Genomic DNA, 14,100 nt, shown 5'->3' on the forward strand with positions numbered 1-14,100 from the left:
GCGCGGCCGCCTTGATCCGCATCAATCCCGTCTTCGCGGCGATGGCCGGGTCAGATGACGCGCAGCGTGATCGCCTTGAGCACCGCGCGCGTGCGGTCGCGGGTGCCGAGCTTGTCGAGGATCGCCGAGACGTAGTTCTTCACCGTGCCCTCGGCCAGGAACAGGCTGCGCGCGATCTCCTTGTTGGAGTAGCCGCCGGCGAGCAGGCGCAGGATCGCGACCTCGCGTTCGTTGAAGGTCTCGCGCGGGGCCTGGTCGTCGTGGAACCGGTAGCGCGCCCGCACCGGTTCGGTGCTGACCGGCTGCAACAGAGTCTCGCCCGCGGCGACGCGCGCGATCGCATCGCGCAGATCCTCGGGCGCGGCGTCCTTGAGCAGGAAACCCTGCGCGCCGGCGTCGGTTGCGCGCAGCAGCAGGTCGCTGTCGTCGAAGGTGGTCAGCAGCAGCACCGGCGTCGCGTCGCCGCGCGCACGCAGCGCGGTCAGCGCATCGATGCCGTCCAGGCCGGGCATGCGGATATCGCTGAGCACCACATCGACCGGCTGCGCAGCGATCCGCTCGAGCAGGCTCGTGCCCGAGTCGGCCTCGAACACGATGGCGATGCCCTGGCGTTCCAGCAGCGCGCGCAAGCCGGCGCGGACCAGGGCCTGGTCGTCGGCGAGCGCAACGCGCACGGGGGCCGCGCTCACGCCGGCAACTCCGCCTCGATCCGCATCGCACCGCGGGCATTGCGCGCCAGGCGCACCCGGCCCCGCAACGCTGCCAGGCGCTCGCGCATGCCGGCGATGCCATTGCCTTCGCGCCAGTCCTCGCGCACCAGGCCGTCGTCCTCGATGGTCACATGCAGCACATCGCCTGCGCGGTGCAGGGTGACATCGAGCGTGTCCGCGTCGGCGTGCTTGGCGGCATTCGTCAGCGCTTCCTGCACCAGCCGCAGCACCGCATCGGCGAGCGCGGGGTCGGTCACCTGCACATCGTCGGCGATCGACAGCCGCAGCAGCGGGCGCGGCATCGGCGCGGCCAGCGCGCGCAACGCGGTCGCCAGATCCAGCCCACCGGGCTCGCGCATCGCCTGGACCACGTCGCGGATGTCGGCCAGCAGTTCGCCCGACAGCTGCTCGGCCACGCGCAGCTGCGGGTTATCGGCCAAGGCCGGTTCGTCGACCAGCGCACGCAGGTTCAGACGCATCGCGGTGAGCTTGTGGCCGGCGACGTCATGGAGCTCGCGCGCCACGCGCAGGCGCTCGGCATCGCGTGCGCTGTCGGCGAGCAGGGCGCGCGTGGCCAGCAGATCGGCATTGACGCGCGAAAGCGCATCGCGGGTGCGTTCGGCGCTGCGCGCGTAGTGCATGCACAACGCCGCGAAGGCCTGGAAGCCGGCGAAGATCAGCACCACCATCAGCGGCGCGCCGAAGCCGGCGATGTGCTTGAGGATCAGGTAATAGACCACGTCGGCGAGCACCAGCGCGATCGTCGCCACGCGCGGCGGCCAGTGCGAGAACGCCGCCGCGATCCACACCACCAGCAGGATCGGCGCAGTGCCGGGCTTGGGATCGAGCGCGATCAGGGCCAACGCGATCACCGGCAGCAGCGCGACCACCGTGTGCTCGACCCGTCGCAGCCGGGGCGGCCACAGCGACAGCGACAGGAAGCCGACGGCGAACAGGCCGAGCAGCAGCCAGGCCGTCGCCTGGCGCCCCGGCTCGTAGTACCGCATCGAGAACGCGACCGCGCCGAGCGTCAGCAACGCGGCGAGATTGAGCGGTTCGAACAGGCGGCGGGGCTGGGTCATGGCGCCATGCTGCAAGCCAGTGGCGGCGACGGCAATGGGCGGGGTGCAGAAAGTGACTTTCGGCACTGCGGATCGGTGACCAGTGGCAGCAGGCATCGGGGACGGCGCACGGAAGACTGTGGCCACACCCAATGAGGACCTCGCCATGCGCCGCACCCCCGCCTCCATCGCCGCACCGTTCGCCCTGCTGGCCGCTGCCGCCCTCGCCGCGCCGGCGCATGCCGCCACCCTCGAGGTGTCCATTCGCGATGCCCGCAACCAGGACGGGCAGTTCCAGGTCGCCCTGGTCGATGCGGCGGGCTATGCCGGCGAGGCGCCGCCGATCGCCGGCCGCCTGCTGGCCCCCGAAGGCGCTGTCACCCACCTGCGCTTCGACGACGTGCCGGCCGGGCGCTACGCGTTGCTGGTGATCCACGACGAGAACGGCAACGGCAAGCTCGACACCAACCTCACCGGCATGCCGGTCGAAGGCTACGGCTTCAGCAACAACCCGCGGGTGATGCGCAAGCCGACGTTCGACGAGGCAGCGTTCGAAGTCGGTCGCGACACCACGGCGCTCGACATCGCGATCCGCTGATCCGGCCGACTCAGGAGCCCCCATGGACCGCCGCCACTTCCTCCGCAATCTGCTCTCGGGCGCCACCATCGCCGCACTCGGGCCCGCGCTGTTGCACGGCGCGGACGCATTCGCCGGCGATCCGGCCGAGTTTGCCGCCGGCCTACGCGAACACCCGTATCTGGCCGGCTGGCGCCAGGTGTCGGCCGAGGCCTTCGGCCCGACGACGGTGCAGATCGAAGGCCGCCTGCCAGCGGACTTCGCCGGCACGCTGTATCGCAACGGACCGGCCTGGTTCGAGCGCGACGGCTTCCGCTACGAGCACTGGTTCGACGGCGACGGCATGGTCCACGGCTGGCGTTTCGGCAACGGCACGGTGACCCACCGCGGGCGCATGGTGCAGACGCCGAAGTTCAAGCGCGAACGCAGCGCCGGACGCTTCAACACGCTGGCCGCGGGCACCACGGTCGCCGACCCGGTCGCGCTGCGCAACAACGACGATGCCAGCACCGCCAACACCTCGGTGGTGGTCATCGGCGGGCGCCTGTTCGCGTTGAGCGAGGCCGGCTCGGCCTTCGAGCTCGACCCCGATGCGCTCGATACGATCGGTCCCAAGACCTGGCGGCCCGACCTGCAGGCACTGCCGTTCTCGGCCCACCCGCTGCAGGACCGCGACGGCAGCTGGTGGAACTTCGGAGCATTGTCGATGCTCGGCGGCGCCGGCCTGCTGGTGTGGCACATCGGCCGCGATGGGCAGCTGATCGACGCGCAGGTGCACGACATGGGCGCACCCGGCTACCTGCATGCCTTCGTGCAGACCGACCGGTACCTGGTCTTCCTGCTGACGCCGTTCGACTACACGCCGGCCGGGTCGTTCTTCGAAAGCCTGACCTTCGCACCGCAACGCGCCTCCACGGTCCTGATCGTCGACAAGACCGCACCCGACCGCGTTGCGCGCCGCTTCGAGGTCGATTTCACGATGGCCTACCACTTCGGCGATGCCTTCGAGCGCGATGGCGAGATCACCGTGCGCACGATGCGGCTGGCCGATGTCGCACGGGCGCGTTCGCCGCATCGCGAGGCGATGTTCGGTCATCACGGCCCGGCCGCGCCCGCGGAGCTCGTCGAGTTGCGGCTGGACATGCGCACCGGCCGCGGCCGCTGGGAGACCACGGGCCTGGGCGGCATGGAGTTTCCGATGTTCGACGCGCGCACGCCGAGCGACCGCGGCGCACGGCTCTACACGCCGACCAATGCCGGCGATGCGACCGCGCCGTACTTCAACGCGGTGCAGATGATCGACCCGGTCGCCGGCCGACGTGAGCTGCACCGCTACGGGCGCGACATCCTCGCCGAGGAACACGTCTTCATCCCGCGTCCGGGCAGCACGCGCCCCGACGACGGCTGGCTGGTGGGCACGCTGCTCGATCCCACGCGCGATCGCAGCGGCATCGCGGTGCTCGACGCCCAGCACATCGCCGACGGCCCGATCGCGACCGCCTGGCTGCCGTACGCATTCCCACTCGGCTTCCACGGCCACTTTGCGCAGGCCGCGGCCTGAAGCCGCGGCGTCGTGCCAGGCGTCGCTTGCGCCATCGCCCGCGAGCGCGGGGCGCAGCGAAGCCGGGTCCGATGCCTCAGTCGCGCGCGAACGTCCGCGGCCGCGCCGCGACCCGGACCGGCCGTTCGCGCAGGCCCGCCTCGGTCAGCCACTGCACCAGCGGCCGCGGAAGCGCGGGCAGTTCGGCGCTCGTGCCTTTGGGCACGCGCGCCACACCCGCCAGCAGGCTCACCGCCTCGACACCGGGCGCGGCAAGTTCAAGCCGCGCTTGGTCCGACGCGCTCTGCCAGCGGAACAGCGTGAGATCGCGCAAGGCGAAAACGCGCGGCGGCTGGCCGGGCCGTCCCAGGGTCAAACGCTCGGCATCGATGCGCAGCGTCACGGTCTCGGTACCGCGGCGCAGCAGGACCGTCAGCCCCAGGTAGCCGGGCAGGCCGACGACCAATGCGAAGATCAGGATTGCGCCGTAAGCACCGATGCGCAGCGTCGCGTCGTAGAACGTGATCAGGCCGGCGACCGCCAATCCCCCGGCGATCACCGTCACCGACGCGATCAGTGCGACGAGCGTGCGCGTGCGCATGGGCACGGCTGGAAAGCACAGCGTCCAGGCCGCGCCATCGCGCTGCCAATCGGTCCGCGTTATCGCCGCTGCGCGCGTGTGGGCGTCGCGCTGGAAATGGCCGCTCACCCGCCCAAGCAACGCCAGCCAGATCCAGCCGAACATCGGCGCGACGCCGAGTTGCATCCAGAGCACGGCATGGCGCAGCGGCTCGGGGAGCGCGGACAGATCGGGCAGCTCGCCGTGGATCAACCACAGCACCACGCCCGCGCCCACTGCGGCGCCGGCAATATGCAGCCATACGCCCAGACGTGGCGAGACCCGCAAGGTCAACGCCACGAAGGACACGCCGCACAGCACCCCGGCCAGCAGCACCGCCAGGTACGGCGGGAACGCCATGCCGTGGCGCCCGGCAAGAATCGCGAACCCCGTGCAGGCCGCGGCCCAGGCCAGCGGCGAGCGACGCGCGCGCCGCCACCACGGTAGCCGCGCCGGGACCGGCGGCGGGCCCTGGCGCGCGCGGACGGCGGCGTTGCGGGATCGCGAACGCCGCCGGGCGCTCATGCCTGACTCAGCGCGCCACCGTCGCCACCGCCTCGGCGACGTAGTCGAGGGTCTTCAGGCTCAGCGCCGCGACACAGATGCGCCCGGTGCCGACGGCGTAGATGCCGAACTCGTCGCGCAGCCGATCGACCTGCGCACGGCTCAGGCCCGAGTACGAGAACATGCCCGCCTGGTCCTGGATGAAGGCGAACTGCGGGGCGCCGTGCGCGGCGAGCTTCTCGACCAGCCCGGCGCGCAGTGCGTGGATGCGCTCGCGCATCTGGCCGAGCTCGGCTTCCCAGCGCGCGCGCAGCTCGTCGCTGCCGAGCACGCCGGCGACCAACGCCGCGCCGTGCGTCGACGGGCTCGAGTAGTTCGCGCGCACGATGCGCTTGATCTGCGACTGCACCGCGCGGCTCTGCTCGGCAGTGGCCGAGACCACCGACAGTGCGCCGACGCGCTCGCCATAGAGCGAGAACGACTTGGAGTAGGAGCTGGCGACGACGAACTCGGCAATCCCCGAGGCGGCGAGCAGGCGCACGGCCGCGGCGTCCTGGGCGATGCCCTGGTCGAAGCCCTGGTAGGCCATGTCGATGAAGGGGAACAGCCCGCGCTCGGCCAGCACCTCGATGACCTGGCGCCACTGGTCGGCGGTGAGGTCGGCGCCGGTCGGGTTGTGGCAGCAGGCGTGCAGCAGTACGACGGTGCCGGGCTGGAGCTTGCGCAGATCGGCCAGCATGCCCTCGAAATCGATGCCGTGGCGGGCGGCGTCGAAGTAGGTGTAGTCGACGACCTCGAAGCCGACCGCGCCGAACACCGCGCGGTGGTTCTCCCAGCTGGGGGTGCTGATCGCGATCGTCGCGTGCGGCAGCACCTTCTTCAGCAGGTCGGCGCCGGTGCGCAGCGCGCCACTGCCACCGATCGTCTGAGTGGTCGCGACGCGGCCATCGGCCAGCAGCGGCGAATCGACGCCGAACAGCAGCTCGCGGGTGGCCCGGGTGTAGTCGGGCATGCCGTCGATCGGCAGGTAGCCGCGCGGCTTGGCCTCGGCGGCCAGCCGCTGCTCGACCTCGCGCACCGCATCCAGCACCGGGATGCGACCGGCCTCGTCGTAGTAGATGCCCACACCGAGATTGACCTTGGTGGTACGCGGATCGGCGTTGTAGGCGTCGGTCAAACCGAGGATGGGGTCACCGGGGACGAGTTCGACAGCAGCGAAGAAGGAGGACACGGCACGGCCTGCGACGGTTGAGGGGAGGAGATGCGGCGCGCCGAGCGCGCGGCAAACCCATGCAGGATAGCCGGCCGGCGCCGCGCGCGCGATGTCGCCGGGACAGCGCGACGCTTCCGGGCGACAATGCCGCCACCCTGTCCGCCGTGGAGCCGCCATGCCCGCCATCTCCCTGACCCGCCACCTGATCGAGGAGCAGCGCCTGGGGCACGTGACCCCCGACCTGCGGCTGCTGCTGGAAGTGGTCGCGCGCGCGTGCAAGCGCATCTCGGTCGCGGTCGGCAAGGGCGCGCTGGGCGATGTGCTCGGCGAGGCCGGCGGCGAGGCGGGCAGCATCAACGTCCAGGGCGAGGCGCAGAAGAAGCTCGACGTGATCAGCAACGAGATCCTGCTCGAGGCCAACGCCTGGGGTGGGCATCTGGCCGCGTGCGCCTCCGAAGAGATGGCCCATTGCGAGCCCATCCCCGACGCCTTCCCGCGCGGCAACTACCTGCTGGTGTTCGACCCGCTCGACGGCAGCTCTAACATCGATATCAACGCCAGCGTCGGCACGATCTTCTCGGTGCTGCGCTGCCCCGAGGGCGCGGCCGCAGTCGAGGACGCGCACTTCCTGCAGGCCGGCCGCACCCAGGTCGCCGCCGGCTACTGCCTGTACGGGCCGAGCACGATGCTGGTGCTCACGATCGGCCACGGCACCCACGCCTTCACGCTCGACCGCGAGCAGGGCTCGTTCGTACTGACCCGCGCCAACCTGCGCATTCCCGAGACGACGCGCGAGTTCGCGATCAACATGTCCAACCAGCGCCACTGGGAAGGGCCGACCCAAGCCTACGTCGCCGACCTGCTGGCCGGCACCGACGGCCCCCGCGGCAAGGACTTCAACATGCGCTGGGTCGCGGCGATGGTCGCCGACGTGCATCGCATCCTGACCCGCGGCGGGATCTTCATCTATCCCTGGGACCGCAAGGACCCGTCCAAGCCCGGCAAGCTGCGGCTGATGTACGAGGCCAACCCGATGGCGATGCTGGTCGAACAGGCCGGCGGCGCGGCGACCAACGGACGCACGCGCATTCTCGACATCGAGCCCGACTCGCTGCACCAGCGCGTGCCGGTGTTCCTGGGCTCACGCGACGAAGTCGAGACCGCGACCGGCTACCACCTGCGGCACGACGGCGACGCGGCGTGAGCACGGCCGACTTCATCGAAGTCGTCCCCGGCGCCCTGGCGCCGCAGGCCTGCGCGGCGATCGTCGCGCGGCTGCGCGCCAGCCCCGACCTGCAGCCCGGCCAGGTCGGCGGCGGGCTGCACCCCGAGCTCAAGCGCAGCCGCGATCTGTCGCTGGGCGATCGCAGCGACTGGGCCGACGTGGTCCGGCAGCTCAACGTCGCGGTCTACGGCGGCCTCTTGCGCTACCTGCGCCGCTACCCGCAGGCGCTGATCGCGCCGCTGATGCTGCAGCAGCCCGATGCGGCCGGCACGCCCCGGCGGCTGGTCGCCGAGGACTTCGCCGACATGGACGACGCCCGGCTCGGCGGCCTGCTGCAGACCTGCCTGCGCCCCGGCCAGATCAACCTGCAGTGGTACGCGGCGGGCGAGGGCGGCTACCCGTACTGGCATTGCGAGCTGTTTCCGCGCGACGCCGGCTGCGAGACCCTGCACCGCCACCTGCTGTGGACGATCTACCTCAACGACGGCTTTACGGCCGGCGAGACTGAGTTCCTGTTCCAGCAGCGCCGGATCGCGCCACGCACCGGCGACCTGTTGATCGCGCCGACCGCGTTCACCCATACCCATCGCGGCAACAAGCCGCAGGGCGGAGACAAGTTCATCGCCACCAGCTGGATTCTGTTCCAGCGCGCCGAAGCGCTGTACGGCAAGGGCTGAGGCCTTCCGGCCATTGCGGCCCTGGACCAGGCGCATCGGCATCCGGCGTGCGTGCCCTGCACTCTGCCGCGACGTCGCCGGTCGGGGGGCCGCGTCAGCCGCGCGGGTGGTTGAGCACCAGCCAGTACAGGCCGATCTGCTTGACGACCTCGACGAACTTGCCGAAATCCACGGGCTTACGGATGTAGCTGTTGACGCCCAGCGCGTAGCTCGCCTCGACGTCGAACGGCTCGGTGCTGGTCGTGAGCACGACCACCGGCAGGCCGCGCGTCGCCGGGCTGGCGCGCAGCGCCTGCAGCACCTCGCGACCGTCGAGCTTGGGCAGGTTGAGGTCGAGCAACACGATCGACGGCAGCTCGCTCGCATCGCGTCCGGCGTGGCGGCCGCGTGCGAACAGGTAATCGAGCGCCTCGGCGCCGTCGCCGACCACCACCAGTCGGCCATCGATCCGGGCCTCCGCGAATGCGATGCGGGTGAGCTCAGCGTCGTCGGGATTGTCCTCGATCAACAGGATCGTGTGTTCGCTCATTGGGGCGATGCGTCCTCGGCCGGCGGTGCCGGCAGGTCGATGTGGAAAGTGGTGCCGACGTCCTCCGCCGATTCCACCCGAATGCGGCCGCCATGCGCATGCGCGAGCCGCTGGGCGATCGCCAGCCCCAATCCATGGCCGGCGCCGTCGTCGGCGCCGTGCAAGCGCCGGAACGGCACGAACAATCGATCAGCATAGCGCATGTCGAAGCCGCGACCGGCATCGCGGACGCGCAAACGCAGGCGGTCGCCGACCCGCTCGCCATCGAGATCGATCCGCACGGTGTCGCGACCGGCGGAGAACTTCCAGGCGTTGTGCAGCAGCTTGCTGAGCATCTGCTTGAGGGCATGCTCGTCGCCCCAGGCCCACAGGTCGGGCGCGACATGGATCTGCGCCGCGCGTCCGGGATCGGCATCCTGCAGCTCGGCGCAGATCCAATCGCCGAGCAGGCTGATGTCGACGGGCCCGGGCTGACGCGGCGGACGCGCGGCGCGCATGGTCTCGAGTAGCGCATCGATCAGGCCGCCGGCCTGGGTCGCCGCACCGCGGATCCGCTGCACATGGTCGCGCGCCACAGCGGCGTCGGTGTCCTCGCCCTGCGCGGCCAGGCGCCGGGAGAACTGCTCGATCGTGCGCACCGGCGCCCGCAGCTCGTGCGAGATGCCGAACGCCAGCGTGTCCTGCAGCAGCTCCATGGCCCGCAGCGCGGTGACATCGTGGGCCTGCAGCAGCGCGTCGCCGCCCGGCAACGGCGTCAGCGTCAACTGCAACGAGCGCGCCCCATCCTCGCCCGGGTCGATCGTGACCGGGACCTCGTGCAGGCCGTCGCCCCCCCCGACGAACCCGGCCAGCGCCTGGTCGAGTTGCGCGGCGACCGGTGTCAGCGCCTCGCGATGCGCGGCGGTGCCGACCAGCGCGTCCGGACTCTGGTCGAGCCACGCCGCCAACACGGCATTGACGCGCCGCCACGTGCCGTCGGGCGCGAGCTGCGCCAGACCGGTGGCGAGATGGTCGAACACATCGATCGCCGTAGCGGGTGCAGTGGACGAGGGCGGGGAGACAACATCGGGCATGCGCGGCGCTAGGCGGCGGGAAGCCCGGCAGTGTAGAAAATCCAGGCGTGGACGTATCGTGCACGCGCCGTGAATGGGCCCTAGAACAGCGTTCCCTGCGGCGAGGGTGGGCGCGGCGCGACGAACAGGTCGGTCCGCAGCGGCGGCAGCCGGCCAAAACCCAGCGCGCGGCGCGCCCTGGCGAAGCGGTGGGCGAGCAGGTCGGCGAACGGTCCCTGCCCGCGCATGCGATGGCCGAAGCGGCTGTCGTAGTCGCGCCCGCCATGGAGTTGCTGCAGCAGGCTCATCACGTGCTGGGCGCGATCGGGATAGTGCAGGTCCAGCCACTCGCGCCACAGCGTCTTGAGCTCGTGCGGCAGGCGCAGCAGCACATAGCCCGCCGAGTCCGCCCCGGCCTCGCGCGCGGCGCCCAGGATCGCCTCCAGTTCGTGGTCGGTGATCGCCGGCACCACCGGCGCGACCATCACCCCGACCGGGATGCCGGCCGCCGCCAGCGCGCGCATCGCGCGCAGGCGCGCATGGGGTGCAGCCGCCCGGGGCTCCATGCGGGCCGACAGGCGGTTGTCGAGCGTGGTCACCGAGACATGCACGGTCACCAGCCCCTGGGCCGCCAGCGGCGCGAGCAGGTCCAGGTCGCGCACGATGCCCGCGCTCTTGGTGATCAGGCTGAAAGGGTGCCGGGTCTCACCCAGCAGCGCGATGAGTTCGCGGGTGACCTGGTAGCGGCGCTCGATGGGTTGGTAGGCGTCGGTGTTGATGCCCAGCGCCAGCGGTGCACAGACGTAGCCCGGCTTGGCGAGCTCGACGCGCAGCCGTTCGGCGGCATTGGTCTTGGCGAACAGCCGGGTCTCGAAGTCCAGGCCGGGCGACAGGTCGAGGTAGGCGTGCGAGGGCCGCGCGAAGCAGTAGATGCAGCCATGCTCGCAGCCGCGGTAGGGGTTGACCGAGCGGTCGAAGCCGACATCGGGCGAGCGGTTGCGGCTGAGCACGCTGCGCGCACGTTCCTCGACGACCACGGTCTCCGGTGCCGAGGCCTCGTCCTGCAGCATCTGCAGCGCGTCCCAGCCATCGTCCTCAGCCACCGCGACCTGTTTCTCGTAGCGTCCGGCGACCCAGGACGCGCTACCGCGCCCCTTGCGGGCCGCGGGCACGGGCGGGCGGAGGCGGTCGGCGCTCATCGGGCCACAATGCCGGGCTGGCGTCTCAACCGGTGCGACGCGCCCGTCATCGCAGCGGCCGCGCGCGCATTTATCCTGTGCGCGGCGCAACCGGCGCCGCCATGGCTGGAACCGACCGTGCAGCGCGCCTGGGATTCGTTCGTCACCGCCCCGCACCTGCTCACGCTTCTGGTCGCCGGCTGGCTGCTGTATCTGGTCCTGCTCGGCGGCTGGATCGTGCTGCAGAAGCGCGAGCCGGTCGCGACCTTGAGCTGGCTGCTCGGCCTGGCGCTGCTGCCCTACGTGGGGTTTCTGATCTACCACGTGTTCGGGCCGCAGAAGATCCACCGCAACCGCCTGCGTCGCAGCCGCAGCCGGGCCTCGATGCAGAGCGCCCAGGTCGACGCCGAGGAGGGCGAGGCCGCCGAGCTGGTGCGCCTGGCGCAGAACACCACCGGCCTGCCGGCGACGTCGTCGGCCGAGGTCGACCTGCTGGTCGACGGCGCGGCCAAGTACACCGCGCTGCTTGCCGACATCGCCCAGGCGCGCCACCACGTGCACCTGGAGTACTACATCTTCGAGCCCGACGCGACTGGCTCCGCGCTGCGCGATGCCCTGGTCGAACGCGCGCGCGCCGGGGTCCATGTGCGGCTGCTGCTCGATTTCGTCGGCACCCGGGCGCGGCGCAGCTTCTTCGCGCCCTTGGTCGAGGCCGGCGGCGAGCTCGCCTGGTTCCACCCAATGCGCTTCGGGCGGATCTGGCAACGCCCGTGGACCAACCTGCGCACCCATCGCAAGCTGGTCGTGATCGACGGCCGGATCGGCTACACGGGCGGCATGAACATCACCGACGAGCAGGACGAGCGCCTGCGCGCCGACGCCTACCGCGATCTGCATATGCGACTGATCGGCAAGTCCGTGCGCGTGCTGCAGCTGGTGTTCGCCGAAGACTGGGCCTACGCGACCGGCCGCCGCGACTTTCTCGCCGACGTCGAGGCGCAGACCCCAGTCGCCGATCCCGGCCCGATCCGCACCCAGGTGCTGACCTCGGGTCCGGACTCGAATTGGGAGGCCATCCACCGCCTCCATGTCGGCGCGATCCATGCCGCGCGGCATCGCGTGTGGCTGACCACGCCCTACTTCGTGCCGGGCGAGGCGGCGATGATGGCGCTGACCTCGGCCGCGCTCGCCGGGCTCGACGTCCGCCTGCTGGTGCCGCGCACCAGCGACTCGCAGCTGGTGACACTCGCCGCGCGGTCGTACTTCGGCCAGTTGCTGGTCGCCGGGGTCAAGATCTACGAGTACCGCTCGCGGATGTTGCACAGCAAATCGCTGCTGATCGACGACAGCCTGGCGATCATCGGCAGCGCGAATTTCGACCATCGCAGCTTCCGGCTCAACTTCGAGCTGTCGGTGCTATTCGACGATCCAGGCGTCGCCGCTGCGCTCGCGCAGATCATCGAACGGGAATTCGCGCATGCCCCGCGCGTGCAGCGCGGCAGACACCGCCCGCTGCTGACTGCGCGATTGCCCGAGGCATTGGCGCGGCTGTGCTCGCCGCTGCTGTAGTCGACACGCATGAACGCACCCGCCCGCCCGTCGCGCGTGCGCACGAGGACACGTTTCGATGATCCCCACCAACCGGGCGCCGCCCGTCCAGACGCCCGTCGAGCCGAAGCGGCTGCAGCTGTGGCAGGCGCTGTCGGACCTGTTTCTCGACACCGAGATCGACGACACCATGATCGTCGCGATCGCCCGCGTGGTGCGCGACACCGGCTACCCCGCCGCCGAGGTGCACCGCGCGCTCTGGGGCGAGGTCTTCCCGGTCCTGGCGCCCAACCTGCGCAGCGTGGCCGGCACCTGGTCGGGCTGGTCGGATGCCTGGCTGCTGGACCATCTTCGGGTCCATGCCGGCCCGGTGCAGCGGCCGCGCGGCCGGGTCGCCGATGCGATCGCCCACGACTGGGCCCGGGTTGCCGCCCAGCTTCCGGCCGAGTTCGCCTGAGCCCAGGCGCTCGTCGATGGGCAACGGCACCTCGCGACCACGGCCCGACAGCAGGTCGCGATCGGCCTCTGGCGCTGCGCCGGCGAGCGGTTAGACTGCACCCAAGTCAGGCGGAGGCCCTGCCCATGTCGTGGTTGTTGCTGCTGCTCGCGCTCGGCGCGATCGTTGTTGCGTTCACCACCACATCGGTGCCGGTGGCGGTGGTCGCCCTGCTGTTGTCGTTGGCGCTGGTCGTCGTCGGCGTGCTTGGCCTGCTGGCCCAGCGCGTGGGCGAACGCAGCCGCAGCGAAGCGATGATGGTCGATCCGGTGGAGCTGCGCCGTCTGCGCGAGCAGGCGCAAGCCCGCCGCGACGCCGCGGCCGCGACGCCGGACGTGCCGCCCCCGCCCAGCGCATGAGCGATGCGCGTAACGCCCCTGCACGGCGCACGACCCGGCTGAGCGTCAACCTCAACAAGATCGCCGTGCTGCGCAATTCGCGCGGCGGACGCGATCCCGACGTGCTGCACGCCGCCCGGGTCTGCCTGGATGCCGGCGCGCACGGCATCACCGTGCACCCGCGCCCCGATGCCCGGCACATCCGCACCGATGATGTCCTTGCGCTGGGCGCACTGACGGCCGCGCGCGGCGTCGAATTCAACATCGAAGGCAACCCCTTCGCGCCTGCGCGCGGCGCGTATCCCGGTCTGCTCGCCCTGTGTGCGCAGGTGCGGCCCGCGCAAGTCACGCTGGTGCCCGATGGCGATGCACAGCTGACCTCCGATCACGGCTTCGACTTCGCCGCGGACAGCGCCACGCTGCGCCCGCTTGTCGCCCAGCTGCACGCCTTGGACTGTCGCGTCAGCCTGTTCGCCGACGCCGGCGCCGACATCGAGGCGGCGGTGTCCACGGGGGCCGACCGCATCGAGCTCTACACCGGCCCCTGGGCCGAGGCCTTCGCCACCGGCACGCCCGAAGCCGCACTGCCCGGCCTCGTCGAGACGGCGCGCCGCGCACGCGCCGCGGGCCTGGGCGTCAATGCCGGCCACGACCTGAGCCAGGCCAACCTCGGCGCCCTGCTCGATGCGCTCGCACCAGTGGACGAGGTCTCCATCGGCCATGCCCTGATCGGCGAGGCCCTCTACGACGGCCTCACCGCCACAGTGCGGCGTTATCTCGCGATCTGCGACGCACAGGGCTGACATCAGGTTGGTTTCGCGGCGTCTGGTACC

At 71.1% G+C, this 14,100-nt stretch carries 15 protein-coding genes; 8 read left to right on the forward strand and 7 right to left on the reverse strand.

The features are described from left to right. Window positions 1-50: 50 nt before the first annotated feature. Together WAF18_RS01095 and WAF18_RS01100 are read right to left on the reverse strand one after the other, a co-directional pair. On the reverse strand, window positions 51-689 hold the full coding sequence (locus tag WAF18_RS01095) for a response regulator transcription factor (RefSeq protein WP_337243477.1): 639 nt from the start codon (window positions 687-689) through the stop codon (window positions 51-53). Further along, complete coding sequence (locus tag WAF18_RS01100) at window positions 686-1,888, reverse strand: histidine kinase (protein WP_337243478.1); 1,203 nt, start codon at window positions 1,886-1,888, stop codon at window positions 686-688. Before WAF18_RS01100 ends, WAF18_RS01095 begins: the two co-directional genes overlap by 4 nt. Window positions 1,889-1,937: 49 nt before the next feature. Here WAF18_RS01100 and WAF18_RS01105 point away from each other — a divergent pair, with 49 nt between their 5' ends. Together WAF18_RS01105 and WAF18_RS01110 are read left to right on the forward strand one after the other, a co-directional pair. After that, on the forward strand, window positions 1,938-2,369 hold the full coding sequence (locus WAF18_RS01105; RefSeq protein WP_337243479.1) for a DUF2141 domain-containing protein: 432 nt from the start codon (window positions 1,938-1,940) through the stop codon (window positions 2,367-2,369). 22 nt (window positions 2,370-2,391) lie between these two features. Next, window positions 2,392-3,909: a carotenoid oxygenase family protein gene (locus tag WAF18_RS01110; RefSeq protein ID WP_337243480.1), complete on the forward strand. Its 1,518-nt coding sequence runs from the start codon at window positions 2,392-2,394 to the stop codon at window positions 3,907-3,909. Window positions 3,910-3,985: 76 nt separating this feature from the next. Here the strand turns inward: WAF18_RS01110 and WAF18_RS01115 are convergent, their stop codons facing one another. Both WAF18_RS01115 and WAF18_RS01120 read right to left on the reverse strand, forming a co-directional pair. Continuing rightward, window positions 3,986-5,032: a hypothetical protein gene (locus WAF18_RS01115; RefSeq protein ID WP_337243481.1), complete on the reverse strand. Its 1,047-nt coding sequence runs from the start codon at window positions 5,030-5,032 to the stop codon at window positions 3,986-3,988. A 7-nt stretch (window positions 5,033-5,039) separates the two neighbouring features. Further along, complete coding sequence (locus WAF18_RS01120) at window positions 5,040-6,242, reverse strand: amino acid aminotransferase (protein WP_337243482.1); 1,203 nt, start codon at window positions 6,240-6,242, stop codon at window positions 5,040-5,042. 157 nt (window positions 6,243-6,399) lie between these two features. On the opposite strand from WAF18_RS01120, the gene WAF18_RS01125 reads away from it, so the two are divergent. Beyond that, a complete protein-coding gene (locus WAF18_RS01125; RefSeq protein WP_337243483.1) occupies window positions 6,400-7,428 on the forward strand; it encodes a class 1 fructose-bisphosphatase in 1,029 nt (342 codons plus the stop codon). Further along, window positions 7,425-8,126: a 2OG-Fe(II) oxygenase gene (locus WAF18_RS01130; RefSeq protein WP_337243484.1), complete on the forward strand. Its 702-nt coding sequence runs from the start codon at window positions 7,425-7,427 to the stop codon at window positions 8,124-8,126. The genes WAF18_RS01125 and WAF18_RS01130 overlap by 4 nt, the downstream gene beginning before the upstream one ends. Before the next feature lie 94 nt (window positions 8,127-8,220). On the opposite strand, the gene WAF18_RS01135 is transcribed toward WAF18_RS01130, so the two are convergent. The 3 genes from WAF18_RS01135 to WAF18_RS01145 form a co-directional block, all read right to left on the reverse strand. Further along, window positions 8,221-8,655, reverse strand: a complete 435-nt coding sequence (locus WAF18_RS01135; protein ID WP_183425123.1) for a response regulator — start codon at window positions 8,653-8,655, stop codon at window positions 8,221-8,223. Further along, window positions 8,652-9,728 carry an ATP-binding protein gene (locus WAF18_RS01140; RefSeq protein WP_337243485.1) on the reverse strand — a complete coding sequence of 359 codons (1,077 nt, stop codon included), beginning with the start codon at window positions 9,726-9,728 and terminating at the stop codon, window positions 8,652-8,654. Before WAF18_RS01140 ends, WAF18_RS01135 begins: the two co-directional genes overlap by 4 nt. A gap of 80 nt (window positions 9,729-9,808) precedes the next feature. Then, a complete protein-coding gene (locus WAF18_RS01145) occupies window positions 9,809-10,906 on the reverse strand; it encodes a PA0069 family radical SAM protein (protein WP_337243486.1) in 1,098 nt (365 codons plus the stop codon). Window positions 10,907-11,023: 117 nt separating this feature from the next. Between WAF18_RS01145 and cls the strand changes: the two genes are divergently transcribed. The 4 genes from cls to WAF18_RS01165 all read left to right on the forward strand — a co-directional run bounded on the left by cls (window position 11,024) and on the right by WAF18_RS01165 (window position 14,070). Continuing rightward, window positions 11,024-12,454: a cardiolipin synthase gene (gene cls / locus WAF18_RS01150; RefSeq protein ID WP_337243487.1), complete on the forward strand. Its 1,431-nt coding sequence runs from the start codon at window positions 11,024-11,026 to the stop codon at window positions 12,452-12,454. Between the two features lie 58 nt (window positions 12,455-12,512). Next, a complete protein-coding gene (locus WAF18_RS01155) occupies window positions 12,513-12,890 on the forward strand; it encodes a hypothetical protein (protein WP_337243488.1) in 378 nt (125 codons plus the stop codon). 125 nt (window positions 12,891-13,015) lie between these two features. Then, window positions 13,016-13,288 carry a hypothetical protein gene (locus WAF18_RS01160; RefSeq protein WP_337243489.1) on the forward strand — a complete coding sequence of 91 codons (273 nt, stop codon included), beginning with the start codon at window positions 13,016-13,018 and terminating at the stop codon, window positions 13,286-13,288. Beyond that, window positions 13,285-14,070: a pyridoxine 5'-phosphate synthase gene (locus WAF18_RS01165; RefSeq protein ID WP_337243490.1), complete on the forward strand. Its 786-nt coding sequence runs from the start codon at window positions 13,285-13,287 to the stop codon at window positions 14,068-14,070. Before WAF18_RS01160 ends, WAF18_RS01165 begins: the two co-directional genes overlap by 4 nt. The last annotated feature ends 30 nt before the right edge of the window (window positions 14,071-14,100 follow it).

This window comes from Luteimonas sp. gir, assembly GCF_037198055.1.
GTDB classification, from domain to species: domain Bacteria; phylum Pseudomonadota; class Gammaproteobacteria; order Xanthomonadales; family Xanthomonadaceae; genus Luteimonas; species Luteimonas citri_A.